At 70.4% G+C, this 25,353-nt stretch carries 25 protein-coding genes, 1 tRNA gene and 1 pseudogene; 9 read left to right on the top strand and 18 right to left on the bottom strand.

The genetic code is table 11. The annotated features are described in order from the left end of the window. Position 1 precedes the first annotated feature (1 nt). The 3 genes from QF032_RS21775 to nth form a co-directional block, all read right to left on the bottom strand. On the bottom strand, positions 2–1,201 hold the full coding sequence (locus QF032_RS21775) for a MarP family serine protease (protein ID WP_307044942.1): 1,200 nt from the start codon (positions 1,199–1,201) through the stop codon (positions 2–4). A 13-nt stretch (positions 1,202–1,214) separates the two neighbouring features. Next, positions 1,215–1,910, bottom strand: coding sequence for an NUDIX hydrolase (locus QF032_RS21770; protein WP_307044941.1), 696 nt, complete (start codon positions 1,908–1,910; stop codon positions 1,215–1,217). A 229-nt stretch (positions 1,911–2,139) separates the two neighbouring features. Beyond that, a complete protein-coding gene (gene nth / locus QF032_RS21765) occupies positions 2,140–3,237 on the bottom strand; it encodes an endonuclease III (protein WP_307057149.1) in 1,098 nt (365 codons plus the stop codon). A gap of 328 nt (positions 3,238–3,565) precedes the next feature. On the opposite strand from nth, the gene QF032_RS21760 reads away from it, so the two are divergent. Together QF032_RS21760 and QF032_RS21755 are read left to right on the top strand one after the other, a co-directional pair. After that, entirely contained in the window at positions 3,566–4,240 is a 675-nt protein-coding gene (locus QF032_RS21760; protein WP_020129286.1) for a Crp/Fnr family transcriptional regulator, read from the top strand. Positions 4,241–4,503: 263 nt separating this feature from the next. Beyond that, positions 4,504–5,322 (top strand): nucleotidyltransferase domain-containing protein, encoded by an 819-nt coding sequence (locus QF032_RS21755; RefSeq protein ID WP_307044938.1) that lies wholly within the window; start codon positions 4,504–4,506, stop codon positions 5,320–5,322. A gap of 159 nt (positions 5,323–5,481) precedes the next feature. On the opposite strand, the gene QF032_RS21750 is transcribed toward QF032_RS21755, so the two are convergent. From QF032_RS21750 to QF032_RS21730, 5 genes are all read right to left on the bottom strand, one after another. Then, complete coding sequence (locus tag QF032_RS21750; RefSeq protein WP_307057146.1) at positions 5,482–6,312, bottom strand: MBL fold metallo-hydrolase; 831 nt, start codon at positions 6,310–6,312, stop codon at positions 5,482–5,484. Further along, entirely contained in the window at positions 6,309–6,581 is a 273-nt protein-coding gene (locus QF032_RS21745) for a hypothetical protein (protein WP_307057144.1), read from the bottom strand. Before QF032_RS21745 ends, QF032_RS21750 begins: the two co-directional genes overlap by 4 nt. Further along, positions 6,578–7,456, bottom strand: coding sequence for an NUDIX hydrolase (locus QF032_RS21740; protein ID WP_307057142.1), 879 nt, complete (start codon positions 7,454–7,456; stop codon positions 6,578–6,580). The genes QF032_RS21745 and QF032_RS21740 overlap by 4 nt, the downstream gene beginning before the upstream one ends. 172 nt (positions 7,457–7,628) lie before the next feature. Next, a complete protein-coding gene (locus QF032_RS21735) occupies positions 7,629–8,093 on the bottom strand; it encodes a RidA family protein (protein ID WP_306950201.1) in 465 nt (154 codons plus the stop codon). Next, the gene (locus QF032_RS21730; protein ID WP_020129281.1) at positions 8,090–8,248 is read right to left on the bottom strand and encodes a DUF4177 domain-containing protein; all 159 of its coding nucleotides are present in this window, start codon (positions 8,246–8,248) and stop codon (positions 8,090–8,092) included. The genes QF032_RS21735 and QF032_RS21730 overlap by 4 nt, the downstream gene beginning before the upstream one ends. 120 nt (positions 8,249–8,368) lie before the next feature. Here QF032_RS21730 and QF032_RS21725 point away from each other — a divergent pair, with 120 nt between their 5' ends. Together QF032_RS21725 and QF032_RS21720 are read left to right on the top strand one after the other, a co-directional pair. Beyond that, the gene (locus QF032_RS21725) at positions 8,369–9,346 is read left to right on the top strand and encodes an ArsA-related P-loop ATPase (protein ID WP_307057140.1); all 978 of its coding nucleotides are present in this window, start codon (positions 8,369–8,371) and stop codon (positions 9,344–9,346) included. Next, positions 9,343–10,773: an ArsA family ATPase gene (locus tag QF032_RS21720; protein WP_307057138.1), complete on the top strand. Its 1,431-nt coding sequence runs from the start codon at positions 9,343–9,345 to the stop codon at positions 10,771–10,773. Before QF032_RS21725 ends, QF032_RS21720 begins: the two co-directional genes overlap by 4 nt. A 14-nt stretch (positions 10,774–10,787) precedes the next feature. Here QF032_RS21720 and QF032_RS21715 read toward each other — a convergent pair whose 3' ends face one another. Next, on the bottom strand, positions 10,788–11,126 hold the full coding sequence (locus QF032_RS21715) for a WhiB family transcriptional regulator (protein WP_307050234.1): 339 nt from the start codon (positions 11,124–11,126) through the stop codon (positions 10,788–10,790). A gap of 408 nt (positions 11,127–11,534) precedes the next feature. Here QF032_RS21715 and QF032_RS21710 point away from each other — a divergent pair, with 408 nt between their 5' ends. Continuing rightward, on the top strand, positions 11,535–13,817 hold the full coding sequence (locus QF032_RS21710) for a transglycosylase domain-containing protein (RefSeq protein WP_307057136.1): 2,283 nt from the start codon (positions 11,535–11,537) through the stop codon (positions 13,815–13,817). Positions 13,818–13,986: 169 nt separating this feature from the next. Here the strand turns inward: QF032_RS21710 and QF032_RS21705 are convergent, their stop codons facing one another. Next, positions 13,987–14,451, bottom strand: a complete 465-nt coding sequence (locus QF032_RS21705; protein ID WP_307057135.1) for a GatB/YqeY domain-containing protein — start codon at positions 14,449–14,451, stop codon at positions 13,987–13,989. Between the two features lie 192 nt (positions 14,452–14,643). On the opposite strand from QF032_RS21705, the gene QF032_RS21700 reads away from it, so the two are divergent. From QF032_RS21700 to QF032_RS21690, 3 genes are all read left to right on the top strand, one after another. Further along, positions 14,644–15,570, top strand: a complete 927-nt coding sequence (locus QF032_RS21700) for a metallophosphoesterase (RefSeq protein ID WP_306950206.1) — start codon at positions 14,644–14,646, stop codon at positions 15,568–15,570. A gap of 96 nt (positions 15,571–15,666) precedes the next feature. Next, positions 15,667–16,449 carry a Pr6Pr family membrane protein gene (locus QF032_RS21695; protein ID WP_307057133.1) on the top strand — a complete coding sequence of 261 codons (783 nt, stop codon included), beginning with the start codon at positions 15,667–15,669 and terminating at the stop codon, positions 16,447–16,449. 42 nt (positions 16,450–16,491) lie between these two features. Then, positions 16,492–16,565, top strand: a tRNA-Pro gene (locus tag QF032_RS21690). 116 nt (positions 16,566–16,681) lie between these two features. Here the strand turns inward: QF032_RS21690 and QF032_RS21685 are convergent. Beyond that, a pseudogene (locus QF032_RS21685) lies at positions 16,682–16,812 on the bottom strand (site-specific integrase); the annotation flags it as partial. 221 nt (positions 16,813–17,033) lie between these two features. Between QF032_RS21685 and QF032_RS21680 the strand changes: the two are divergent. Next, positions 17,034–17,441 (top strand): NUDIX hydrolase, encoded by a 408-nt coding sequence (locus tag QF032_RS21680; protein WP_307057131.1) that lies wholly within the window; start codon positions 17,034–17,036, stop codon positions 17,439–17,441. Positions 17,442–17,593: 152 nt separating this feature from the next. On the opposite strand, the gene QF032_RS21675 is transcribed toward QF032_RS21680, so the two are convergent. The 7 genes from QF032_RS21675 to QF032_RS21645 all read right to left on the bottom strand — a co-directional run bounded on the left by QF032_RS21675 (position 17,594) and on the right by QF032_RS21645 (position 25,326). Beyond that, positions 17,594–18,025 (bottom strand): hypothetical protein, encoded by a 432-nt coding sequence (locus QF032_RS21675; protein ID WP_307044886.1) that lies wholly within the window; start codon positions 18,023–18,025, stop codon positions 17,594–17,596. Beyond that, positions 18,018–19,004, bottom strand: a complete 987-nt coding sequence (locus QF032_RS21670) for a hypothetical protein (RefSeq protein WP_307057130.1) — start codon at positions 19,002–19,004, stop codon at positions 18,018–18,020. Before QF032_RS21670 ends, QF032_RS21675 begins: the two co-directional genes overlap by 8 nt. 108 nt (positions 19,005–19,112) lie before the next feature. Further along, positions 19,113–19,664, bottom strand: a complete 552-nt coding sequence (locus QF032_RS21665; RefSeq protein ID WP_307057128.1) for a Pycsar system effector family protein — start codon at positions 19,662–19,664, stop codon at positions 19,113–19,115. Positions 19,665–19,751: 87 nt separating this feature from the next. Continuing rightward, positions 19,752–21,203 carry a DUF4407 domain-containing protein gene (locus QF032_RS21660; RefSeq protein WP_307044882.1) on the bottom strand — a complete coding sequence of 484 codons (1,452 nt, stop codon included), beginning with the start codon at positions 21,201–21,203 and terminating at the stop codon, positions 19,752–19,754. Further along, positions 21,196–22,269: a hypothetical protein gene (locus QF032_RS21655; RefSeq protein WP_307044881.1), complete on the bottom strand. Its 1,074-nt coding sequence runs from the start codon at positions 22,267–22,269 to the stop codon at positions 21,196–21,198. Before QF032_RS21655 ends, QF032_RS21660 begins: the two co-directional genes overlap by 8 nt. After that, positions 22,266–24,515, bottom strand: coding sequence for a hypothetical protein (locus tag QF032_RS21650; RefSeq protein WP_307044879.1), 2,250 nt, complete (start codon positions 24,513–24,515; stop codon positions 22,266–22,268). Before QF032_RS21650 ends, QF032_RS21655 begins: the two co-directional genes overlap by 4 nt. Further along, a complete protein-coding gene (locus tag QF032_RS21645) occupies positions 24,508–25,326 on the bottom strand; it encodes a hypothetical protein (RefSeq protein WP_307057126.1) in 819 nt (272 codons plus the stop codon). Before QF032_RS21645 ends, QF032_RS21650 begins: the two co-directional genes overlap by 8 nt. Between the last annotated feature and the right edge of the window lie 27 nt (positions 25,327–25,353).

The following is a 25,353-nucleotide window of genomic DNA, read 5'->3' as shown; positions in this document are numbered from 1 at the left end:
GTCAGAGAGCGCAGCTGTCGCTGTCCACCTGCTGGCCCGCGGTACGCCCCGTGGAGATGTCCTGCTGGATCTCGTCCGCGGTCAGGGCGTAGCCGGTGTCGGCGTCGTCCAGGGACTTCGCGAAGACCACGCCGTACACCTTGCCGTCGGTGGTGAGGAGCGGGCCTCCGGAGTTGCCCTGACGGACGGTCGTGTAGAGCGAGTACACGTCACGGCGCACGGTGCCGCGATGGTAGATGTCCGGACCGTTGGCGGTGATGCGCCCGCGCACCCGCGCGGCCCGGACGTCGTACGCCCCGTTCTCCGGGAAGCCCGCGACGATGGCGCTGTCGCCGCTCGCGGCGTCCTCGGTGGTGAACCGCAGGGCCGGCGCGTCGAGGTCCGGCACGTCCAGGACCGCGATGTCGCGCTTCCAGTCGTACAGCACCACCGTGGCGTCGTACTTGCGCCCCTCACCGCCTATCTGGACGGTGGGCTCGTCGACCCCGCCGACGACGTGCGCGTTGGTCATGACCCTGCGCTCGCCGAAGACGAAGCCGGTGCCCTCCAGGACCTTGCCGCAACTCTCCGCGGTGCCCATGACCTTGACGATGGAGCGCTGGGCGCGCTTGGCCACCGCACTGTTCGCGAGCGCCGGGTCGGGCGGCCGGACGTCGGTGATCGGCTCGTTGGAGAACGGGCTGAACACCTGCGGGAAGCCGTTCTGCGCGAGGACGGAGGAGAAGTCGGCGAACCAGGTGTCGGCCTGGGCGGGCAGCGCCCGGGACACCCCCTGCAGCACGTTGGAGCTGCGGACCTCCTTGCCGAGGGTGGGCAGGGTGGTGCCGGCCAGGGCGGAGCCGATCAGCCAGGCCACCAGCAGCATCGCCACGACGTTGACCAGCGCGCCGCCCGTCGCGTCCAGCGCGCGGGCCGGGGACCAGGTGATGTACCGGCGCAGCTTGTTGCCGAGGTGGGTGGTGAGCGCCTGGCCGATCGAGGCGCAGACGATCACCACGATGACCGCCACGACGGCGGCCGTGGTGCTCACTTCGGAGTTCTCGGTCAGCGCGTCCCAGATCACGGGCAGCAGGTACACGGCGACGAGGCCGCCTCCCAGGAAGCCGATCACCGACAGGATGCCGACGACGAAGCCCTGGCGGTAGCCCACGACCGCGAACCAGAGGGCGGCGACCAGCAACAGGATGTCCAGCACATTCACGGGGCTCACCCTGTCATGACCGCCAGTCCAGCGGGACCTGCTTCTCACGGTCCCAGGGCAGCTCCCAGCCCGCGAAGTGCAGCAATCGGTCGATCACGCCGGCGGTGAACCCCCACACAAGGGCCGATTCGACCAGGAATCCCGGGCCGTGGTGGCCGCTCGGATGCACGGTCGTGGCCCGGTTGCCCGGATTCGTGAGATCCGCCACGGGGACCGTGAAGACCCGGGCCGTCTCACCGGGGTCGACGACGCCCACCGGGCTCGGCTCACGCCACCAGCCCAGCACCGGGGTGACGACGAAGCCGCTGACCGGGATGTACAGCTTGGGCAGCACGCCGAAGAGCTGGACGCCGGACGGATCGAGCCCGGTCTCCTCCTCCGCCTCGCGCAGGGCGGCTCTGAGCGGCCCGTCGCCGTGCGGGTCGCCGTCCTCCGGGTCGAGGGCGCCGCCCGGGAAGGACGGCTGGCCCGCGTGGGAGCGCAGGGAGCTCGCACGCTCCATGAGCAGCAGCTCGGGGCCGCGGTCGCCCTCGCCGAACAGGATCAGGACGGCCGACTGGCGCCCCGCGCCGTCCGCCGGGGGGAGAAAGCGGCTGAGCTGGGGCGGCTGGACGGTCTCCGCGGCGCGCACCACCGGGTCCAGCCAGGCGGGCAGGCCCTCCTTGCTGACCGTCACCGAACCGCCCTGGGTATCGCTCGCTCGCGTCATCGCCACACCACCCCCCGTTCTGCCGAGTCCAACGCCCGAACACCGGCACATCGTTCCGCGGGTCCCGTTTCGATCACCACCGCGGCGAAGCGCCGCCCGGGCTGCCCCGCCCCGACCGCCACAGCGACGGAGCGCCGTTCGTCCCGCTCCCCGACCGCCGTAGGTACCGAGCGCCGCCCGGGGCCCGCCTCGACCGCCACAGCGGGCCCTGCGACCGTCGGCCGTCGCCTCATCCGGCCCCCAGCGGCGGGGCCGGCCTGCCGCCCGCGTCCAGGTAGGACTGGGGCGGGTTCAGACGCTGGCCGGGGAAACCGCCCTTCTCGTACTTCAGGAGCTTCTTCGCCTTCTCCGGGTCCGTCTCCCCCTCTCCGTACGCCGGGCAGAGGGGGGCGAGGGGGCAGGCGCCGCAGGCGGGCTTGCGGGCGTGACAGATGCGGCGGCCGTGGAAGATCACGTGGTGCGAGAGCATCGTCCACTCGCTCTTGGGGAACAGCGTCGCTATCTCGGCCTCGATCTTGTCGGGCTCCGTCTGCTCGGTCCACTGCCAGCGCCGTACGAGCCGCTGGAAGTGCGTGTCCACGGTGATCCCGGGCCTGCCGAACGCGTTGCCCAACACCACGAAGGCGGTCTTGCGGCCGACGCCGGGCAGTTTCACCAGGTCCTCGAGCCGGCCGGGGACCTCGCCGCCGAACTCCTCCACGAGGGCCTTGGAGAGGCCTATCACCGACTTGGTCTTGGCGCGGAAGAAACCGGTGGGGCGGAGGATCTCCTCCACCTCCTCCGGGTCGGCGGCGGCCAGGTCCTCCGGGGTGGGGTACTTGGCGAAGAGACCGGGAGTCGTCTGGTTCACCCGGAGGTCGGTGGTCTGCGCGGACAGGACCGTGGCGACGATCAGCTGGAAGGGATCGACGAAGTCCAGCTCGGGGTGCGCGTAGGGGTAGATCTCCGCGAGCTCGCGGTCGATACGGCGGGCACGGCGGACGAGGGCGGTGCGGGACTGGGGCTTCCTGACGACGGCCTTCGCGGCCGTGGCGGCCTTCCCGGCGGCAACCCGCTCGGCCGGTGCCTTCTTCGCCGGTGCCTTCTTGGCCGGTGCCTTCTTGGCCGGTGCCTTCTTGGCCGGAGCTTTCCTGGCTGAAGCCTTCTTGGCCGGGGCCTCACCGGCGGCGGTTCCCTTGGCCGGGGACCTCTTCACCGGCGGTTTCCGGGCCGCCGCCTTCTTCGCCGGAGCGGCCCCGTCCGCGGCGCTCCCGCTGCCGCTCTGCTGCTCCGGAGCCTTCTCGGCGGCTGCTCCGCCGGTCGTTTCCACGGCTTTCTCACCAGGCATCTCGTTTGCCACCTTTGCCGTTTTCCTACCACCACCAGAGTTCTGTTCGCCCACAGCGGAAACGCGACGTACAACCACCCGCCCAGCCCCCTAGGCCTGTGCTCTCACCGGCGTTTTGGACACTCGGCCAGCCTAAAGCCCGGGACCGACATCCGCCCCGGACCCTGAAGATCAGCCCCCAATTGGACCCCTGCCGCTTACCTCAGGACATGTGTGCGGCATCCTTGTGACAGATCACACTGTTTGGACCTTCCGGCAGAGTGGGGAACACGGTCCCCTGGTACACGGGGAGCAAGATCCCCCGAGCAGGTCGACAAGGAGAGAACTCGTGGACGACGTTCTGCGGCGCAACCCGCTCTTCGCGGCACTCGACGACGAGCAGGCCGCGGAACTGCGCGCCTCCATGAGCGAGGTGACCCTGGCCCGCGGCGACTCCCTGTTCCACGAGGGCGATCCGGGCGACCGGCTCTATGTCGTCACCGAGGGCAAGGTCAAGCTCCACCGCACCTCCCCGGACGGCCGGGAGAACATGCTGGCCGTGGTGGGACCCAGCGAGCTCATCGGCGAGCTGTCGCTCTTCGACCCGGGCCCGCGGACGGCGACGGCCACCGCCCTCACCGAGGTGAAGCTGCTCGGCCTCGGCCACGGCGACCTCCAGCCCTGGCTGAACGCCCGCCCGGAGGTGGCCACCGCGCTGCTGCGCGCCGTGGCCCGCCGCCTGCGCAAGACCAACGACGCCATGTCCGACCTGGTGTTCTCGGACGTTCCCGGCCGTGTGGCCCGCGCCCTGCTGGACCTCTCGCGCCGCTTCGGCGTGCAGTCCGAGGAAGGCATCCACGTCGTCCACGACCTCACGCAGGAGGAGCTGGCGCAGCTCGTCGGCGCCTCGCGCGAGACCGTGAACAAGGCCCTGGCGGACTTCGCCCAGCGTGGGTGGCTGCGCCTTGAGGCACGGGCCGTCATCCTGCTGGACGTCGAGCGACTGGCCAAGCGCTCGCGCTAGCCGCCGGCCGCGCCCGGAGCGGGACGCCGGTCACCGGTCGCCGTGCCCGTCCCTGGGGGCCCACCCGCCCCCAGGCCCGCCCCGCCCTCCCCGCCGCTGCCGACGCCCCTCGGCGTGCCGCCTCGTCCTCCGGCGGGGGCGGGCTGTTCTTCCCGAGGAGGCGGGCTGCTCCGCGCGCCCCGCCTGCGCCCCACCGCCGCGCGCCCGAGCCCGAGCCCGAAAAATGATCGGCCGAGGGGCTCCCCGCGCAGCACAGTGGCCCCATGGCAGAAACACTTCCCTCCCGAGGTCTCGACGCCCAGGGGTACATCGCACGCGAAGGCTCCCTCGCGCGCGTGCCGCCGGCCTTCCGGCCCGTCGTCGCGGCTGCCCGGGACGGCCTCACCGACCTCTTCGCGGCACGGCTGCACAGCGCGTACCTCTACGGATCGATCCCGCGCGGCACCGCGCGCGTGGGGCGAAGCGACCTCGACCTGCTCGTCGTGCTGCGCGAGGAGCCGACCGCCCGGGACCGGGCGGCGGCCGGTGCGCTCGACGGGACTCTCGACAGTGAGTTCCCGCAGATCGACGGCGGCGGGACGCTCCTGGTCGGTCGCGCGCGCGTGCTGAGCGACCTGGAGACCCACGACCTGGGGTGGTTCGTGGCCTGCCTGTGCACTCCCCTGCTCGGCGAGGACCTGGCGGAGCACCTCCCCCGCTACCGCCCCGACTCCCTCCTCGCGCGCGAGACCAACGGCGACCTCGCCCTGCTCCTGCCGCGCTGGCGCGAGCGCGTCGCCACGGCCGACTCCGAGGAGGCCCAGCGGTCTCTCGTCCGGTTCATGTCCCGGCGTCTCGTACGGACCGCCTTCACCCTCGTCATGCCCCGCTGGAACGGCTGGACGAGCGATCTCCACGAGATGGCGGAGGCCTTCGGCTCCTACTACCCGCGGCGCGTGGAGCAGCTGCGGGCGGCGGCTGTTCTCGGGTACGAGCCGCGGGGCGACCGTGCCGTCCTCTCGTCCTACGTCGACGACCTGGGCCCCTGGCTCGCGCGGGAGTACGCGCGCGTGCACGGCGTGAAGGCCCCGAGACCCGACTGATCCGGCCGGACGCGCAGGCCTGACCGGGGCGACCGGGCAGCCTGACCAGGGCGACCGAGCTGAGGGTCCGACCGGATCCGTCCCGCGGGTGCGCGACCGATGCCTTGCGCATGCCGACCAGTTCCGTGCGGATGCCGACCGGTTCCGTGCAGATGCGGGTCAGATGAGGCCGTGCTCCGTCAGGTACTCCAGCTGGGCCCGTACCGACAGCTCCGCCGCCGGCCACAGGGAGCGGTCGACGTCGGCGTACACGTGGGCGACGACCTCGGTGGGGCTGCTGCGGCCGTTCTCGACCGCGGTCTCGACCTGGGCGAGGCGGTGGGCGCGATGGGCGAGGTAGAACTCGACGGCGCCCTGGGCGTCCTCCAGGACCGGGCCGTGGCCGGGCAGGACCGTGTGGACGCCGTCGTCGACCGTGAGGGACCGCAACCGCCGCAGGGAGTCCAGATAGTCGCCCAGGCGGCCGTCGGGGTGCGCCACGACGGTCGTGCCCCGGCCCAGGATGGTGTCGCCGGTCAGGACGGCCCGGTCGGCCGGGAGATGGAAGCACAGGGAGTCGGCGGTGTGGCCGGGCGTCGGGACGACCCGCAGCTCCAGACCGCCCACGGCGATCACGTCCCCGGCGCCCAGGCCCTCCTCGCCCAGCCGCAGCGCCGGGTCCAGGGCCCGCACCTTCGTGCCGGTCAGGCCGGCGAAGCGGGCGGCGCCCTCGGCGTGGTCGGGGTGGCCGTGCGTCAACAGGGTCAGCGCGACGCGTTTGCCGGCCCGCTCGGCGGTGTCCACGACCGCGCGCAGATGGCCGTCGTCCAGCGGGCCCGGGTCGATCACGACCGCCAGGTCGGAGTCGGGCTCGGAGACGATCCAGGTGTTCGTGCCGTCCAGGGTCATGGCGGACGCGTTCGGGGCGAGGACGTTGACCGCGCGCGCGGTGGCCGGGCCCGAGAGGGCTCCACCGCGGGGCCGGCCGGGGAGGGCGGCTGCGTCGGTCATGCCGGGACCCCTTCCATGGCGCCGGGTGCAAAGCCGCCGTGGCGGTCTCCGGCCGGGACGCTCCCGTGCGGCCGGCGGATGCCCGTCCCGTGCGGCCGGCCGCACGACGCGCGCGTGCCCGTGATGCGCGTGCCCGTCGTGCGGACGGCCGCCGTGGGGGCGAACGCCGTGCGGGCGACCGTCATGCGGGCGACCGTGGCGGGGACGACCGCCGCGGCGACGTCCGTCGCACGGACGACCGGGCGCGGGACCGTGCGGAGGGCCGTCATGCGGGCCCCCTCCCCGTGGCCTCGGCGCCGATCCGCTTGGTGAACTCGTCGTGCCCGGGCCAGGAGAGCACGACCTCGCCCTCCACCAGCCGGGCCTGCGCCAGGACGGGGGTGAGGTCGAGGTCCGGGGCGGCGGCGAGCGCTTCCGCCGCCGTGGCGTAGGGCGTGAGCCGGCGCAGGGTGGCGATGGTGGGCGGCATCATCAGCAGCTCGCCCTTGTCGTAGGAGGCCGCGGCGTCCGCCGGGCGGATCCACACCGTGCGGTCGGCCTCCGTGGACGCGTTGCGGGTGCGCTGCCCCTCCGGCAGCGCGGCCACGAAGAACCAGGTGTCGTAGCGGCGGGGCTCGAACTCCGGGGTGATCCAGCGCGTCCAGGCGCCCAGCAGGTCCGACCGCAGGACGAGGCCGCGGCGGTCGAGGAACTCGGCGAAGGACAGCTCACGGGCGGCCACCGCGGCCCGGTCCGTCTCCCAGTCGGCGCCCGTGATGTCGCCGACGACCGAGTCGGACGTCGGCCCCGCGAGCAGGACGCCGGCCTCCTCATAGGTCTCGCGCACGGCCGCGCAGACGATCGCCTGCGCTCCCGTCTCGTCGACTCCCAGCCGTTCGGCCCACCACGAGCGCGTGGGGCCCGCCCAGCGCACGAGGCGGTCGTCGTCGCGGGGGTCGACACCGCCACCGGGATAGGCGTACGCGCCTCCGGCGAAGGCCATGGAGGCGCGTCGGCGCAGCATGTGCACCACGGGGCCGGCGTCGGTGTCCTTCAGGAGCATGACGGTGGCCGCGCGTTTCGGGACGACCGGAGTGAGGTCGCCGTCCGCCAGCGCGCGGATGCGTTCCGGCCAGTCCGGGGGAAACCACTGCCCATTCGCCATGGGCGCGAGGCTATCCCGTGGTGCGCGAATGTTCGAGAGCTCCCCGAGGTCAGCGTGCTCCGACGCGCTCCGACGGGACGCCTGCCCGGTGCCGCGACACGGGCGGACAGGCAGACCGGCGCGGCAGGCGGACAGGCGGAGCAGGCGGACAGGCGGACAGCCGGGGCAGGCCCTAAGGAGCGAGCTCCACCTGGATCTCGACCTCGACCGGCGCGTCCAGCGGCAGCACCGCGACGCCCACCGCGCTGCGCGCGTGCACGCCCTTGTCGCCGAAGACCTCGCCCAGCAGCTCGCTCGCGCCGTTGAGCACGGCGGGCTGGCCGGTGAAGTCCGAGGCCGAGGCCACGAAGCCGACGACCTTCACCACGCGCGCGACGCGGTCCAGGTCACCCGTGACCGACTTTACGGCGGCCAGGGCGTTCAGCGCGCAGGTGCGGGCCAGCTCCTTGGCCTCCTCGGGGGTGACCTCGGCGCCGACCTTGCCGGTGACGGGCAGCTTGCCGTCGACCATGGGCAGCTGGCCGGCGGTGTACACGTACGGGCCGGACTGCACCGCGGGCTGGTAGGCCGCGAGGGGCGGCACGACCGCCGGCAGCTTCAGGCCCAGCTCGGCGAGCCTCGCCTCGACCGCGCTCACGCCTTCGCCCGCTTCAGGTAGGCGACGAGCTGCTCCGGGTTGTTCGGGCCGGGCACGACCTGGACGAGTTCCCAGCCGTCCTCGCCCCAGGTGTCCAGAATCTGCTTCGTGGCGTGGACGAGCAGCGGCACAGTTGCGTATTCCCACTTGGTCATGGGGGCGACTGTATCCGCTGATGCCCGGAGCCCTGTTTCACAGGCCATGTGGCCGATTGCCGCCCCCGTTGTCCACAGCCTCCCGACTGCCTCGGGCGCCGACTGGTTACGCTCGAAGACGTGAGCAGGCTCCAGGTCGTCAGCGGCAAGGGCGGGACCGGTAAGACGACGGTCGCCGCGGCCCTCGCGCTGGCCCTCGCCACGGCAGGGAAGCGGACGCTTCTCGTCGAGGTGGAGGGCCGGCAGGGCATCGCACAGCTCTTCGAGACACAGGCGTTGCCCTATGAGGAACGCAAGATCGCGGTCGCCTCGGGGGGCGGTGAGGTCTACGCCCTCGCCATAGACCCCGAACTGGCCCTTCTGGACTACCTCCAGATGTTCTACAAGCTGGGAGGCGCCGGGCGGGCCCTCAAGAAGCTGGGCGCGATCGACTTCGCCACCACCATCGCGCCAGGCCTGAGGGACGTGCTCCTCACCGGCAAGGCGTGCGAGGCGGTACGGCGCAAGGACAAGAGCGGACGGTTCGTGTACGACCACGTCGTCATGGACGCCCCGCCCACCGGTCGCGTCACCCGCTTCCTGAACGTCAACGACGAAGTCGCCGGGCTGGCCAGGATCGGCCCGATACACAATCAGGCGCAGGCCGTGATGAGGGTCCTGAAGTCGGAGCAGACCGCCGTGCACCTGGTCACGCTGCTGGAGGAGATGCCCGTCCAGGAGACCGCGGACGGCATCGCCGAGCTGCGGGCGGCGAAACTGCCGGTGGGGCGGATCATCGTCAACATGGTGCGGCCGGAGGTGCTGGACGAGGACGGTCTGGAACTCGCACGGACCGTGACGCGTTCTTCGGTCGCCCGGTCGTTGTCCGCCGCCGGGCTCGGCGGGGCACGGCGCGGCGGGCACGCCGAACGGCTGGTGGAGCCGCTCCTGCGGCAGGCCGAGGAGTACGCCGAGCGGTACGCCCTGGAGCGCGAGCAGCGCGCGGTCCTCGGCGAGCTGGATCTGCCGCTGCACGAACTGCCCTTGCTCGCCGAGGGCATGGACCTCGCGGGCCTCTACCAGCTCGCCAACGAACTGCGGAAGCAGGGGATCGCATGAGCGCGGACCGGACTCACGACGAGGGGACCACCCGTCGCCGTCTCACCCCCGCGCCCGTACTCGACCTCGATCCGCTGCTCGACGACCCGGCGACGCGCATCGTGGTCTGCTGCGGCTCGGGCGGCGTCGGCAAGACGACCACCGCGGCCGCTCTGGGGCTCAGGGCGGCCGAGCGCGGCCGCAAGGTGGTCGTCCTCACCATCGACCCGGCGCGGCGGCTCGCCCAGTCCATGGGCATCGACTCGCTCGACAACACCCCCCGCCGCGTCAAGGGCGTGGAAGGCGAGGGCGAGTTGCACGCGATGATGCTCGACATGAAGCGCACCTTCGACGAGATCGTCGAAGCGCACGCGGACGGCGACCGGGCCGCAGCGATCCTGGGCAACCCGTTCTACCAGTCGCTCTCGGCGGGCTTCGCGGGCACGCAGGAGTACATGGCGATGGAGAAACTGGGCCAGCTGCGGGCCCGGGACGAGTGGGACCTGATCATCGTCGACACCCCGCCGTCCCGCTCGGCGCTGGACTTCCTGGACGCGCCGAAGCGCCTCGGCTCGTTCCTGGACGGCAAGCTGATCCGCGTCCTGCTCGCGCCGGCGAAGGTCGGCGGCCGCGCGGGGATGAAGTTCCTGAACGTCGGGATGTCGATGATGACCGGCGCGCTCGGCAAGCTGCTCGGCGGCCAGTTGCTGAAGGACGTGCAGACGTTCGTCGCGGCGATGGACTCGATGTTCGGCGGCTTCCGCACGCGCGCGGACGCCACGTACAAGCTGCTCCAGGCGCCCGGCACGGCGTTCCTGGTGGTGGCGGCTCCCGAGCGGGACGCGCTGCGGGAGGCCGCGTACTTCGTGGAGCGGCTGGCCGCCGAGAACATGCCGCTGGCCGGTCTGGTGCTCAACCGGGTCCACGGCAGCGGTGCTGCCCAGTTGTCCGCCGAGCGGGCGCTCGGCGCTGCGGAAAATCTTGAAGAGTCCGGCATTGTGGATCAGGACGGCGGGAAAGCTGGAGTTCGTAACTCTCCCGACTCCTACGGCAGTTCAGCATCCTCCGCACCCGATCCGGAGCGCGACGCCCCCACCGACGCGGCCCGGACCACGGACTCGGACGCGCGCACGGACCACCCCGGGGCCACCGGGACGGACCGGACGGCGATCCCTGACGCGCACACCGGCGCGGACACGGACGTGGACCGCGCGGACCGGACCGTGGACGACCTCACCGCGGGCCTGCTCAGACTGCATGCGGAACGCATGCACCTGCTCTCCCGCGAACAACGCACGCGGGACCGCTTCACCGCGCTCCACCCCGAGGTGGCGGTGGCCGAAGTGGCCGCACTCCCTGGCGACGTGCACGACCTCACGGGCCTGCGCGACATCGGACAGCGCCTCGCGGCCGACCGGCCGGAGCTGCCCGAGACCGCCGGATCCTGAGCTGAGGGTTCCCCTCAGCCCACCGCCGCGAAGGTCTCGTACATCTGGTCGTCGTCGAGCGGCAGGATGCCCGCCTCACGCTCGTACTCCGAACGCGCGGTCTCCAGGAGCCGGCGCCAGGAGGTCACCGTCGGCCGCCTGCGCAGCAGTGCCCGGCGCTCGCGCTCCGTCATGCCTCCCCACACGCCGAACTCGACGCGGTTGTCGAGCGCGTCAGCCAGGCATTCGGTGCGTACCGGACATCCGGTGCACACCGCCTTGGCCCTGTTCTGCGCTGCTCCCTGAACGAACAGTTCATCCGGATCGGTAGTGCGGCAGGCGGCCTGCGCACTCCAGTCGGTTACCCAGCCCATACCGGCGCCGTCCTCTCCCGAATCGAGGCTCCCCCACGGCGGCAGCGGCATATTCACCGCCGCCAGTTGAGGACGTTACGGAAGGCGGGCACAGCGCAACACCCCCTTCGGGCCCAATCTTGAATGGCCCGAACGGACTATGCGTAAGCGGCAGATCACCCGGGGGAGTGAGCCCGCGACATGTGCGACTTTCCCGACCAACGGGACAGTTCAGTTGAGTCACAACGGACGCCGGGGTGACACACAAGGCGGATTCGGGCACACCCCCGCCAAAAAAGTCGGGGAACCTCCGGAACGATTCGGGGTCGCCGGACGTATTGATACGTAGCCCTGCTGCTGTGACAGTTGCGAGCAGCTTAGGCCAAGGCATTGACGCGTGTCCGGCGAATGAGAACGTAGGCTGCCCTCATGCCAAAGAAGCGCTCGGGCGGTGGTCTGTCGCCAACGCAGCAGGCCGCCAAGTTCCTCGGTGTCAGTGTGCTCGCGGGAGCCGTGCTGGCAGGCATCGCCCTGCCCGCCTTCGGCGCGCTGGGCCTGGCCGCCAAGGGATCGGTGGAGTCGTTCGACGAACTCCCGGCCAATCTCAAGACGCCGCCACTGAGCCAGCGCACCACGATCCTCGACTCCGAGGGCGGCCAGATCGCCACCGTCTACTCACGGGACCGCACGGTGGTCGACCTGAAGAACGTCTCGCCCTACATGCAGAAGGCGATCGTCGCGATCGAGGACTCGCGCTTCTACGAGCACGGCGCGGTGGACCTCAAGGGCGTCCTGCGCGCGCTCAACAAGAACGTGCAGAGCAGCGGGGTGTCCCAGGGCGCCTCCACGCTCACGCAGCAGCTCGTGAAGAACGTCGCCGTCGAGGAGGCGGGCGACGACCCGACGAAGGTCGCGCAGGCCACACAGCAGACCATCGGGCGCAAGATCAAGGAGCTGAAGTACGCGATCCAGCTCGAGGAAGAGCTCAGCAAGAAGAAGATCCTCGAGAACTACCTGAACATCACGTTCTTCGGCCAGCAGGCATACGGCGTCGAAGCGGCCTCCCAGCGCTACTTCTCCACGCACGCCAAGAGCCTCACGCTCCCCCAGGCCGCGCTGCTGGCCGGCATCGTCCAGTCGCCCAGCCGCTACGACCCGATCAACGACGAGGCCGAGGCCACCAAGCGCCGCAACACCGTGCTGAAGCGCATGGCCGAGGTCGGCGACATCTCCGACGCCGAGGCGGCCACCGCGCAGAAGGCGCCGCTGGGCCTGAAGGTCAAGAAGCCGAAGAACGGCTGCATCACCGCCGTCCAGGGCGCCAGCTTCTTCTGCAAGTACGTGGAACGCGTGTTCCTCAGCGACCCGGTCTTCGGCAAGACCAAGGAGGAGCGGGCGAAGGTCTGGAACCAGGGCGGTCTGACGATCCGCACGACCCTCGAGCCGCAGGCCCAGAAGTCCGTCCAGAGCTCGCTCAAGGACCACGTCTACAAGTCGGACAAGGTCGCCGGGGCCGCGACCCTCGTCGAGCCCGGCACCGGCAAGATCCTCGGCATGGGCCAGTCGAAGCCGTACGGCTACGGCAAGAACGAGACCGAGTACAACTACTCGGTCAACGCCTCCATGGGCGGCTCGAACTTCGGCTTCCCGACCGGCTCGACCTTCAAGCCCTTCGTGGCCGCGGCCGCACTGGAGGAGGGGCGCCCGGCGAACCAGCAGTACTCGGCGCCGTACCAGATGCCGTATCCGGACACCGTCCAGACGTGCAGCAGCAAGCCGTGGACGAACGACGGCAGGCCGAAGTACACCCTGGAGAACGAGAGCGCGTCCGAGAAGGGGCCGTACCAGCTGCAGAAAGCCATGGAGCTGTCGGTCAACACCTACTTCGTGCAGATGCTCGCCGACATCGGCATGTGTCCTGTGGTGAAGATGACCGACAAGCTCGGCGTGATCCAGGGCAACGGCACCAAGGTCCCGGAGGTCCCCTCCTCGATGACCCTCGGTTCCACCGGCCTCTCCCCCCTGACGATGGCGAGCGCCTACGCCGCCTTCGCCTCCCGCGGCATGTACTGCACGCCGGTCGCCATCGAGTCGATCACCCAGACCGTGGGCGGCACGAAGAAGTCGCTGGAGGTCCCGAAGTCGACCTGCTCGCGCGCGATGAGCGAGAAGACCGCGGACACCGTCAACACCCTGCTCAGCGGCGTGGTCGACTCCGGTACGGGCAAGCAGGCCGGCCTGTCCGGTCGCGACAACGCCGGTAAGACGGGTACGACGGACTCCCGCAAGAACGCCTGGTTCGTCGGATACACCCCGAACCTGTCGGGCGCCGTCTGGGTCGGCAGCGCCACCCAGAAGGTGGAGATGACCAACATCCGCATCGGCGGCGTCTGGCACCCCGAGGTCTACGGCGGCGACACCCCCGGCCCGATCTGGCGCGACGCCATGACCGGCGCACTGGAGGGCAAGGAAGCCACGCCGTTCAACAAGGTCTTCATCCCGAAGCCCCCGGAGAAGAAGGACCGCGGCGACAACAACGGGAACGGGAACGGCGACAACAACGACGACAACGGGGACGACGCCGGTTTCCTCAGCGGACTGCTCACCAACGGTGGGAACACCAACGGCGGCAACGCGAACCGGGGAAACACGAACGGCGGCTTCTTCCAGGGCCAGAGCAACGGCAACGACAACAGCGGCGGACGCGGCTGACACGTCCCGCCGGGCCACTCAGCCGGCGGGACCGGCTGGGACGAGTCGGTCCCGTTGCGTCGGCTGAATCGGCTGCGCCGGAGACGTGCGAACGGTCCCTGACTCCCGTAAGGGGAGTCAGGGACCGTTCTGTTTCAGCGCGCCCGCAGGGTCAGCCCCGTCCGTCCGGTCAGCCCGCGAGAAGCTTCTTGACGACGGCGGCGACGCGGCCGCCCTCGGCCAGACCGGCCACCTTCGGGTTCACGATCTTCATCACGGCGCCCATGGCCCGCGGCCCCTCGGCGCCGGCCGCCTTCGCCTCCTCGACGGCCTGCCCGACGATGTCGTTCAGCTCGTCGTCGCTGAGCTGCTTGGGCAGGTAGCCGGCGAGCAGCTCGCCCTCCGCCTTCTCCCGCTCGGCGCTCTCGGGACGACCGCCCTGCGCGAAGGCGTCGGCCGCCTCCCGGCGCTTCTTCGCCTCCTTGGTGATCACCTTGAGGATCTCGTCGTCGGAGAGCTCGCGCTTCTCCTTACCGGCGACCTCTTCCTTGGTGATCGCGGTGAGCGTCAGCCGGAGCGTCGAGGAGCGGAGCTCGTCGCGCTCCTTGATCGCGGCGTTGAGGTCTTCCTGCAGCTTCGACTTGAGCGTGGTCATGGGTCCGATTGTCGCAGGTGTGGACGGCGCACCGCCCGGTCATTTAACGGGCGGTGCGGGAGGGGCAACAGACCGGGAAATCCCACAGCCTTCAAGAACCGACGACCGCACGCCTCGTCCTCATCCTCATCCTCGTCCTCATCCGGCGGACGTGCGGACGGAAGGGGTGGTGCGGTCTGAGACGATGGACGTATGCGCGCGCGATACGGAGTACCTCTGTCCATTGCGGCGGTCGGCGCCGCCGGCCTGGTGTACGCGGCGGGTTTCGAACCCCGCTCCTTCCGCCTCCGACGGGTCACCGTCCCCGTCCTCCCCGCCGGAATGCGCCCCTTGCGCGTGTTGCAGGTCTCCGACATCCACATGGTGGGCGGCCAGCGCAAGAAGCAGCGCTGGCTGCGCTCGCTGGCCGGACTGCGCCCCGACTTCGTGATCAACACGGGCGACAACCTGTCCGACCCGGAGGGCATCCCGGAGACGCTGGACGCGCTGGGGCCCCTGATGGAGTTTCCGGGTGCGTACGTCTTCGGCTCGAACGACTACTACGGCCCGAAGCTGCGCAACCCCGCCCGCTACCTGCTGGAGAAGGCCCAGGGCAGGCACGGCCTGAACGGCAACGCGCCCGCGGTGGACGTCGTCCACAACCCGTGGGAAGACCTGCGCGACGGCTTCGACGCCGCGGGCTGGCTCAACCTGACGAACACCCGGGGCGTACTGAAGGTCGAGGGCGCGTCGATCGAGCTGACGGGACTGGACGACCCGCACATCAAGCGCGACCGTTACGCACAGGTGGCGGGCGGTCCGTCGGAGTCGTCCGACTTCTCGATGGGCGTGGTGCACGCGCCGTACCTGCGGGTCCTGGACCCCTTCGCGGCGGACGGCTACCCCCTGATCCTGGCCGGCCACACCCACGGCGGCCAGCTCTGCATCCCCTTCTACGGCGCCCTCGTCACCAACTGCGACCTGGACACGGACCGCGTCAAGGGGCTGTCGACGCACACGGCGGAGGGCCGTACCTCCTACCTGCACGTCTCGGCGGGCTGCGGCGCGAGCCGCTACACCCCGGTCCGCTTCGCCTGCCCGCCCGAGGTGACGCTGCTGACGTTGGTGGAACGGGAGTAGCGGGCGGGTTCGGTTCCTCGCTTCCGGCGTCCGAAGGCATCCCTCGAACGGCCCACCCGTATCGCCCCATATGTCCGGTCTGCCTAGCGTGAGGGCATGACCGCGCCGATACCCAGGGACCTCCCGGATCTGCCTGCGATTCCGCGGACCCACGCACTCCTGCTCTCCTCCGTCCCAGCGTCGGCGGTGGTGACCCCCGTCCGCCGCCCGCTGGCCGCCGCGCTCCGGCTGCTCCTGGCCGGCACGGCGGCCGCGGGCGTGACCCTCGCGTTTCTGCTGGGCAACCCGCTGCGGGCGCTGAGCCACTTCGCGATCCAGAGCAACATCCTGTTGGCCCTGGTCACGCTGCTGTCCGCCCGCCGGGCATGGACGGCCCGCCGCCCACTTCCCGCCGCCCTGACTGGCGCGGCCCTCCTCTACGTCATGATCACCGGTCTCGTCTACCACCTGCTCCTGGCAGACGCGACCGTCCCCTTCTCACTGACCGGTACGACGGCCCCCACCGGCTGGCACCTGGTCGCCGTCCATCTCCTGCACACCGTGACTCCGCTGGCCGCCGTCCTCGACTGGCTCCTGCTGACCGCACCGGGCCGACTGCGCCTGCGCCGGGCCGCGACGTGGATGCTGTACCCCACCCTCTACCTGGCCTTCTGCCTGGCCCGCGCCCAGCTGATCACACCCGGCACACCGGGCCGCTATCTCTACCCGTTCCTCGACGCCGAGGCCCACGGCTACAGGCACGCCCTGGCCAACGCTCTGCTCCTCGGCCTCTCCTTCTACGCCCTCGCGGTCCTCCTCGTGGCCCTCGACCACGCCCGCCCCAACCCCATCAGCCACCGCGCCAAAACCGGATTTCGTCTCCGGCCACCGGTGGGCTAAAGTAAACGACGTCGCCGCGACAAGCAGGACAAGCAGCGACATCGGGGTGTAGCGCAGCTTGGCAGCGCGCTTCGTTCGGGACGAAGAGGTCGTGGGTTCAAATCCCGCCACCCCGACAGGTGAATTGCAGCTCAGAGGGCCCTTACCGGATCGGTAAGGGCCCTCTGGCGTTGCTGCGTGTCTAACTGCGTGACTATCGATTCCTGAGTGCTCGACTGCGTGACTACGACAGCTACGGCCGCCGCGGATCGGTGCCGAAGATACCGTCCATGGCGACGGCCCCGGTCTGGATGACGGGCCAGATCTGCTTCCGTGGACCTCCTCCGTCACAGCCGTCCCAGAGTGCCCGGCGAGCCGCTCGATCACTTGATCTCCGCCGCCGTACCGCTCCCGTTCTGCCCCGGGGGCGAGGGTGCGCCGCAGATCGGCGAGTGAGCATCAGGCACACTGCCGCCCACCGGTCATGCGGAGCAGTCGGCCGCCCGTGAGGAGCTTGGCGCGGAGAGGGCGTCTTGTCCCGGGCTGTGGTCATGGGCCAAGGACCGTGCTGACGCGGACGGCGGCTTGCGCTACGGTCCCGGGCCATGGCGAGTGGCGACGGTGTGCCGGAGAAGGTGGCGTGGGTTCTGGTTCGAGGCGACCGTGTGTTGGTGACACGTAGTCACGGCAGAGGTCGCTTCTACTTCCCGGGCGGTCACCGTGAGACCGGCGAGTCCGACAGCGAGACCCTGATGCGGGAGATCGACGAAGAACTACGGGCGGTGATCGACCCCCGCTCCATGGTTCACTTCGGCACTTTCGAGATCGGCGAAGATCATCCGGAGCACGGACCCTTCCGGATGATCTGTTACAGCGCCGATCACCGCGGTCGGCTGACCCCGGCGAGGGAGATCGCCGAGATGGCGTGGTTCCGCTACGCCGATCGGGACCGGGTCTCGGCCGTCGACGAGATGGTCTTTGACGCACTGCACATGGGCGGGCAGCTTTCGTGATCTGGTGACTGCAGCCAGCACAACGGAACGCAGCTACCGCGGATGGCGGCCGGGCAGCCGGAGGGCGGGGGCCGGGCGCACCACCCGACCCAGAACGGACCGATCCGGTCGGGTTGCCGGAAGCCCTGGTCCGGGTGCGGCGATGCCGTCGGTCACAGGTCCCAGATCTGGTCCGGGTCGTCCAGCGCAGCGCGGACCTGGGAGAGATCTCCGATGTCCGCGAGTGGAGAACTCTTGGCGATGTCGACGATCCCACGCACGACGGTGTGCAGCACTTCGCCGTCGCCATTCTCGAGTGCCGTGTCAAGGCGGGCGAACATCTCCTCGTAGAGGTGGTGTCGTTCCGCGAACGCCTGCGCGAAGTAGTCCCTGAGGATGGCTTCGGCGGCCCGGATCCGAGCGACCTCCGTGGCCTCGTAGGCCTCGATCCGGGCTCTCTTGGTGCTCTCGACCTCATGGACGTGGATGCACTCACGGGCGGCCTCGACGATCTGGTTCAGGGCGGCGAAGCCGTCCATCGCGCGTAGGGGGCCCCTGGCCGCCTCGAAGACCTTGCCGACATGCACCTTGGGCTGGTCAGGCATCGTGAGTCTCCTCGATCAAGGGTCGGTACCTGATGGTGAGGTTCGCGCTGCGCTCGTCCAGCTCGCCTTCGGTGTCGACGATCGGAGTCGCCGCAACGTCGCGGACCCCCATGACCAGTGTCATGGCCCGCTGGAAGCGCGTGGCGTGCTTCGGCGGATCGAACGGCTCGGACTCGAGGAGGTCCAGCGCCTCGAGCGCCCTGCAGGTGAGGTCCGTGAGAAGCTCGCGCAGTTCCGCAGCGCGGGCGTCGACGCCTTTCAGGCGGGCGCCGGTCTCGTCGAGTTCAGCGATCGCGACGGCGATCTTCGCCTCGAACTCCCTGGCCCGGGTGAGCGCCTTGGTTCCTTGGCCCTTGACGAGCAGTCCACCGACGAGCAGCGCGGGTCCGATGGTGACGAAGTTGAGCACCGTGGCTCCCAGGGCCATCCCGCCGCCACCCGATGCGAGCGAACCACCGCCCAGGAATGCGAGGGTCGCACTCTCGGCCGCGGCACCCGCCAAACCCGAGATCGCCGCGCCGGTGCTCGCGACTCCGAAGCTGCTCGCTGCCGCCGTGATCCCTACGCCCGCTCCCGCGCCTGCCGCCGCGGAGCCGAGAGCCCCGCCGATCCAGGCCATGGCGTGGACATCGAGACCACGGAGCCCGGGGACCTTGGTCATGGTGGCGTCGATACCCTCGACCAGCAACCGCTCGCTCTCGCGCACCTGCCGCTCGTGGCGACGCAGGAAGTCGCCCATGCGCAGGACGACATCGACCAGCGCCTGCCTCTGCTGCTCGCCCAGCGTCTCGAGGGCGGTGTTCGTCGCTGCCAGTGCGTCCTCGGCCTGGGCCAGGCGTCGCTCGTAGACCTGGCCCGTCTCCTTGCGCCGGGCATTCGAACGCTTGAGGTCGTAGGCGCCCTTGCCGCCGACAGCGACCCCGCTGCCACCGGTCGCCACACCGACGCCGATGAGCACGATCGGTATGAAGAACGGCATGAACTCCCCCTCGGTTCCCCAGGATCCCGCGTCAACCAGCGGGTTCGACCGTCCACATTGTGCCCATGGGCAACAGTCAGAAGGGAGGAACCGGGAAACATCGGGAAACTAGAGCGACATACCCGTCACGATGCCCACCAGCGTGAGTGTGAAGAACGCCGTGCCCCAGGCCAGTGCGTGACGTACACAGCGGTATTTGGTCCAGACGATCTGGGACAGGATCGCCAGCTGGCTCAGGTCACGGGACATGGGGTCGGTTCGGCGCACCGTGCGCTCCAGGTGGGCGAGCGACACGGCCAGCCGCGCGTCACCGAAGTAGTGGCCTCGGGAGTGGTGGGGGCTTCCGAGCCGTGGTGTCACGGCCAGGCCCAGCAGGACAAGGGCCGGCGCACAGGCGGCGCAGCCCCCCCAGAGGAGGAGTTGCGGGACGACCGGGTAGTGCCGTGGGGCGATGAGGCCGCTGCCGATCGCACCGAACAGGGCGGTCAGTGTCGCGCCCAGAACCGCCAGAATGAGGCCGGCCTTGTTGTCGGCCCTCGCGAGTTCCTCACGGGCCTCGGACAGCAGAACCCTGCTGAGTTCCGCGCCCCGGTCGGGCGTCGCGCCGGTGTCGTCGTGGTTGTCGGGCTCTGTGTCGGCGCCGCCTCCGGGTGTGGTCACGCCTCCCCCTCCTTTCCGTCGGTGTCAGGCGGCCGCCCCGGGATGCGGGACGGCCGTGGTGCTGTGTTCCTGGTGCGGCCGGGTACGTCAGACCGTCGAGGAGCGGCGGATCTCGTCCTCCAGCGCGTTGACCGCCTGTCGGACCCGGATGTTCATCGTTGCCGTGTGTTCCCGCAACGCCGCCTCCGACTCGACACGATGGCGTCGGACCTCCTGTTCGATGGCGTCCTGCCCTATCTCGAGGTTCGCCGTGGCCCGGCGCTCGGCGAGCCGGACCTCCTCGCTGTGGATCTTCACCGCGCTGTTGCTCTCGCCCGTGAGCATCCGGTCGTACGCGGTCTCACCGCTCAGGTACTTCACCAGCACGGGGAGCACGTCGAGCAGGACGAACAGCAGCCGGACGAGCCAGACACCGACGAACAGAACCGCGTTCCCGCTCGCCAGTTCGTCGAGTGCCCGGATCCGTTCCAGGGCGCCGATCTCCTTCTGCTTGGCGCGTTCAGCGTCCAGCCGCCGTTGGATGCCGTCGGCCCGGGTCTTGAGGAACGCGGCGCGTGACGAGGTCAGTCCAGCCTCGATCCCCAAGATCCGACTGTGCATACCGGCGAGTCGCTTCTCGTTCTCACCGGTGTGATGGGTGGTCCGGTAGTCGCGCGCCTTGCCCCGCAGGCGCTGGCACTCGGACGTCCGCTGGTACAGGCCGGTGGAGGCCATGCGGATCAGTACGCGGCACTCGTCGCGTACCTCGGAGTCGATGGCCTCCAGTCTGGTGGTGTCCACGTCCACGCGCTTTTGCAGCGTGGCGGCGTCCGAGCGCAGGGCGGCCAGTTCCTCGGCCTGCTCGCCGGGCGTCGCGCCGAAGGAGAGGATGTACGTCGTGCCGCAGCCCTTCGGAACGGCGGTCCGCGTCGTGGACGGTACGGGGTTGCAGCGGACCAGGTTCGTGCGCAGCTCGTCGACGACACGCGTACGTTCGTCCGCGACATGCTGCTCGACGGCCGTCTGGAAGATGCGCAGCACCAAAGGCTCCGCGATCACCGCGCCGAGCATCAGAGCGATCAGCAGCCGCGTGAGGAGGGGTCCGACCCGTCGCCGCGCGTTCGGCTGGGGAGTGACCAGCCAGCGGTCGAGGTTGAGCACGAACAACATCCAGATGACGGTCGGCACCAGGGCCGCGGCGGAGACCCTGCCGAGCGCCTCCGTCGCGAAGTTCCACATGGAGAACCCCGCGATGACAGAGGTCCCGAGCACGACCCCGCCGAGGGCCGTGTACTTGCTCCGCTCGTATCTGACCCTGGCCAGCAGCTCCTCGTCGACGCCGGTCAGGGTGCGCAGACGTCGTGCGGCGTCGAGGCCGAGGCGGCCGGCGGCGCGGTCACGGCCCTCTTCACCGTTGGCCCGGGCCGAGGTTGCCCTGCCCGTGGTGCGGGCAGTGGCCCGGCCGTTCGCGGTAGGGAGGACAACCGCGTCGCCGGTGCCCGGGCCATCCGCCGGGCCGGAGGCCGAGGCCGTCGTACGGTCCGTCAGGATGTCAGTCAACGAGATCGTCCTCGTCCTTGACGAAACCGCCCTCCGGGGCGCGCGAACCGTCCCGGGCCGCTGCCGCGCGGCCGGGGCGTGTCTGTCCCGACTCGACCATGCGGGCAGGGTCCGCGGCGGCCTCGATGCCAGGTGCCGAATGACCGCCCGTCTCCCTCAGGACCTGGTCCAGCATCTGGTGGTAGTCGACGTAGTCGCTGCCGGCGGCCTGCCGCAGCAGCGTCAACAGCATCTCGCGGCGTATCTGCGCCTCCGCGGTCTCCAGTGACTGCGTGTGGGTCCGTTCCCCCGCCTCGGCCTTGTGACGGCGGGACGACTCCTCCTCGGTGATCCGGTGGATGCGGGACGCCACCTCGGTGACGTCGATCTCCTTGCGGGCGATGCCGAAGGCGTCCACGTGGTCGGAACCGTGGGAGAGCAGTTCCGCGATCCGGAGCGCGTCCTGGGTCTCGAAGTCGCGCTGTCCACGCTGGAGTTCCCAGGAACGCCGCTCATCGCGGAGTTTCTGCTCCCAGTCCCGCAGCTCCTGCGAGGCGTGCACCTCGGCGCTGACGAACTCGATGCTCATACCGGCGACACGCGGCGGCACGATCGCGCTGTAGGCGGTCATGCGGTGGCCGGCCTCGGTGCGCACCGCGTTGATCTCCTCCACGCGGTGTCCGGCGCTCACCCTTGGCAGGTCGCAGTCGCCCATCAGGTAGGCGCGCAGGGGAACGGTGACGTCGATGACCCCCTGCCGGGCGACGACGGTCGGGTCGGTCACCTGGCAGGTGAAGGACGCCCGCAGGGTGAAGTTGTCCGCCTCGCTCACCGACGGCAGTGTGCGCTCCACATCGACCAGGCGCGCTCGGGTGTCGACCAGGCTCACCGAGGTGGCGTCGAGCACGTCGGGGTGGGACGGGTCGAACACCATGCCCTCGGAGAAAGTGCGGTAGTTCCCGCCGACCCGGAAGACATGGACCGCGCCGGGCGGTAGCGGAGGCACACCGTCGCGACGGCGACGCCGGGACCACCAGGTGCCGTGGACCGTGGCCAGGATGTGCTCGGCTATGACCGGGTAGTTCACTTGCTTCGGCCTCCTTGAGCGGAAGGGAAGGGGACGATGGAAGGAAGAGACGCGGTGGAGCACCGGGAGTCCGCCGACGCCCGGCCGCGCAGTGATCCGAGCAGCACCTGGACCAGGCGGCCGGCATCGGGCATCGCGTAGTCGGGGTGCCGGAGGACGAGAGACAGGTGCCGGCGCAGCGCGGTCCACTGCCTCGGGGTCATGGCATTCCGCATGGCTTCGCCGAGTTCGCGGACGGTGCCGGTGACAGACGGGTCGTCGCGCAACTGCACCAGCGTTCGGCACAGCGCGCTCACCGCCCGGCTGCGGTTGCTGCTGTGCAGGACGTCCGCCCACAGCGACGCGAGATGGCGGGCGCTGTCCGGAACGCTCCGCAGGAGTGCCGCGATCGCCGGCTCGGCGCCTTCCAGCCGGGTGGTTTCCAGGAGTTGGACGGCGATCCTCAGCGCGATCGACCGCTCCCGGGAACCCGGCGGCGCCTTCACGATCACGGTCCGTACGAACCGGAGGATCAGCAGGGCACGTTCGGGCTCCCGTTCCGCGGTCTGCAGCAGCAGCACCAGGGAGTGGCGGGCCGAGACCGCGACCCGCTCGCCCCGGCACGCCAAAAACCACAGCCATTTGAGTGCTTCCAGGCGGTAGAGCGAGCCCAGACGACCCGTCAGCGCCATGGCCGCCGTCACCGCACGCCCCGCGCCTCGGTTGTCCACCCAGCTCACGACAGTGCTCAGGGCCTGTGGGGCGAGATGCTCGACGTCGCACATGAACTGGAGCGTCAGCGCGGCGGTCACCCGCTGGTTGGTGAGACCCTCGGACCACACCGTCAGCAGGCTTTCGTCGACCTCGACGAGCGCGTACCGGGACAGCAGCGCGACGCCCCGGGCCACCTCCGTCCGGGTGTCCAGGTCGCCCAGCAGGGCCAGTTCGCCGAGCCACTGGCGCAGCGGATACCAGAGTTCGTAGCCGTACAGGTCGTGCAGCTCCGCGATGACGAGTTCGCGGATGCGGGGTGAGGTGAAGACCAGACACCGTTCACTGCGCCCGTCGCCGGGGCTCGGACCGAGCCTGTGCTCGGTCGTCACCAGCCCCACCGCCCGTTCTCGCCATCGGGCGCGGGACTGGCCGGTCACCGCACCGGCCGACGGCGCCGCGGTCGATGCGTCCGGCTCCGCGATCGGCGTCTCGCCGCTCTGCTCCCAGTTGCGCACATGCGTGGCGAGGGCCGCGCACTCCTTCTCGAACGTCCGCTCCGGGATGCCCTCCAGGAAGGCCAGGGCAGCGAGCGGAAGCAGGTCCTCAGCGCTGGGTCGCTCCCGGAACCACTCCTGGACCCGCTCCCGGTAGCGGTCCCGCAAGGTGTCCAGCGCCTTCTCCGCGCCGTCCCGGGACAGGGCCACAGCCGCTGCGACGACGTCCGCCGGCCGCCGCTGTTCGCTGACCCGCTCCCGTAGTTCCCTCTCGGTTTCCGGCTCGAGGACGGCGTCCGGCAGCTGCTCCACGCAGTGCTCGAACAGTTCCCCGGGGTCAGGAGTCTGCCAGGACACGCAGTGGTCCCGCAGCGCCAGCCGGCGGCGGGCCGTGTCACCCGCCGTGATCACAAGGAAAGACCCCTTGCGGCTGAGCTCCTCGCTCAACCGCCCGATGTCGTACGCCTGTACGGCCTCGGGACGCCGTTCGCCGACGTAGTCGAGGATGACGTACCCCTGCCCCGGCTTGAGATCCTTGGAAGCGGCCAGGTCGGCGAGGGCGTTGGCCGGCGAGAGGCTGCGCGGCCCGACGTCCTCGCCCAGGATCCTTCTGAGCAGGGCGAGGGACCCGGTGCCCCGACCGCTGTTGTCCTGGCCTGTGAGTACGACGAGAGCGTCCTGGCGCAGCTTGCCGAGGGCCTCGTCGAAGCAGGGCTGCGGCGGGACGTAGAACCGCAGGGCCCGGTCCACCTCCTCCCGCTCGATGGTGCCGGGGGCGAGTCCGGGGGACGACGCCGCACCGAAGCCGAATGCCGCTCCGGAGGCGTCGACGACGCCGTAGAAGTTGTTGTTGACGAGCTGGTGGACGCGGCGCAGTTCGTCGAAGCCCCGGTCGTCGTCCTCCCGCTCGTCCGGCTCCTTGCGCCGCCCGGCGGCCATGTCCTTGCCGGTATCCGGGCCGGGATCCTCCTCTACGGCCTCGGGCGGGCCGCCACCCGCGCCGTCCTGCTGGACGGGCGGTACGGCCGGCCCTTCCTCCGGGTCCGAAGCGTCAGCCACCGGCGCTCCCGAAGCCGAAGACGGCGCCTCGGGCGTCCACGGAGCCTGCCACGTTGGTGACGTTGATGCTCTCGGCCCGGTACTCGTTGCTGATCCCCGTTCCGCCGGCGACCGGGTCCGCGGCGGCCGGTCCGTGCCGGTCCCCTGCGGGCGGCCCCGACGCCGGAACAGCGGGGGCGGGCCACCCCTCCTCCGTTCTTCCGGGCGTACGCGGGGCGGCGGTCGGCGTGCCGAGTGCGGGCACGCTCAGCCAGGCGGGTGCCTCGTACTCCTTCACTCGGACGGTGACGTGGGTGAAGTCATCGGTGGACAGGGTCGTGTGACCGCCCGCCACCGTGGACCGGAAGACGTCGTCGGACAGCAACAGCACGAGGTCGGCATCGGGGTGCGCGGCCAGGGCGTCGTAGAGCTGATCCGCGCCCAGCAGTCGTGCCGTGGCCACCACGGCCGACCCGGCGAAGCCGTTTTCGGCAGTCTCCACCAGCCCCTGGTGGACCACCGCCCGCAGACGCATCCGGGCCTCGGGCACGCGCTGGGCGTTGTACCGGCGCAGCTCGGCGACGAGATGGCGGACGTAGTCGTCGACCAGCCGCGGCTCGGTGCCGTCCAGGGGACGCACCGCGAGCTGTTCGTCTCCTTTGCGCTGGATCTGCCACTGTGCACGGTCCAGGCCGGCGCCCCTGGCCGCTCGGTCGAGCAATCGTGGCAGGTCATGCTGGATTTCGGACTGACTTCGGTCGTTCTTGCTGCCGTAGGCCTGCGCGTCCACGGCTATACAGGCGCAGTGACAGAACCCGGACCACTCAAGCACCGGATCATTCCTCTCTGAGCTGGGCGT

The organism is Streptomyces achromogenes, assembly GCF_030816715.1.
Lineage (GTDB): Bacteria > Actinomycetota > Actinomycetes > Streptomycetales > Streptomycetaceae > Streptomyces > Streptomyces achromogenes_A.
This window is presented reverse-complemented; position numbering and strand designations above follow the sequence as displayed.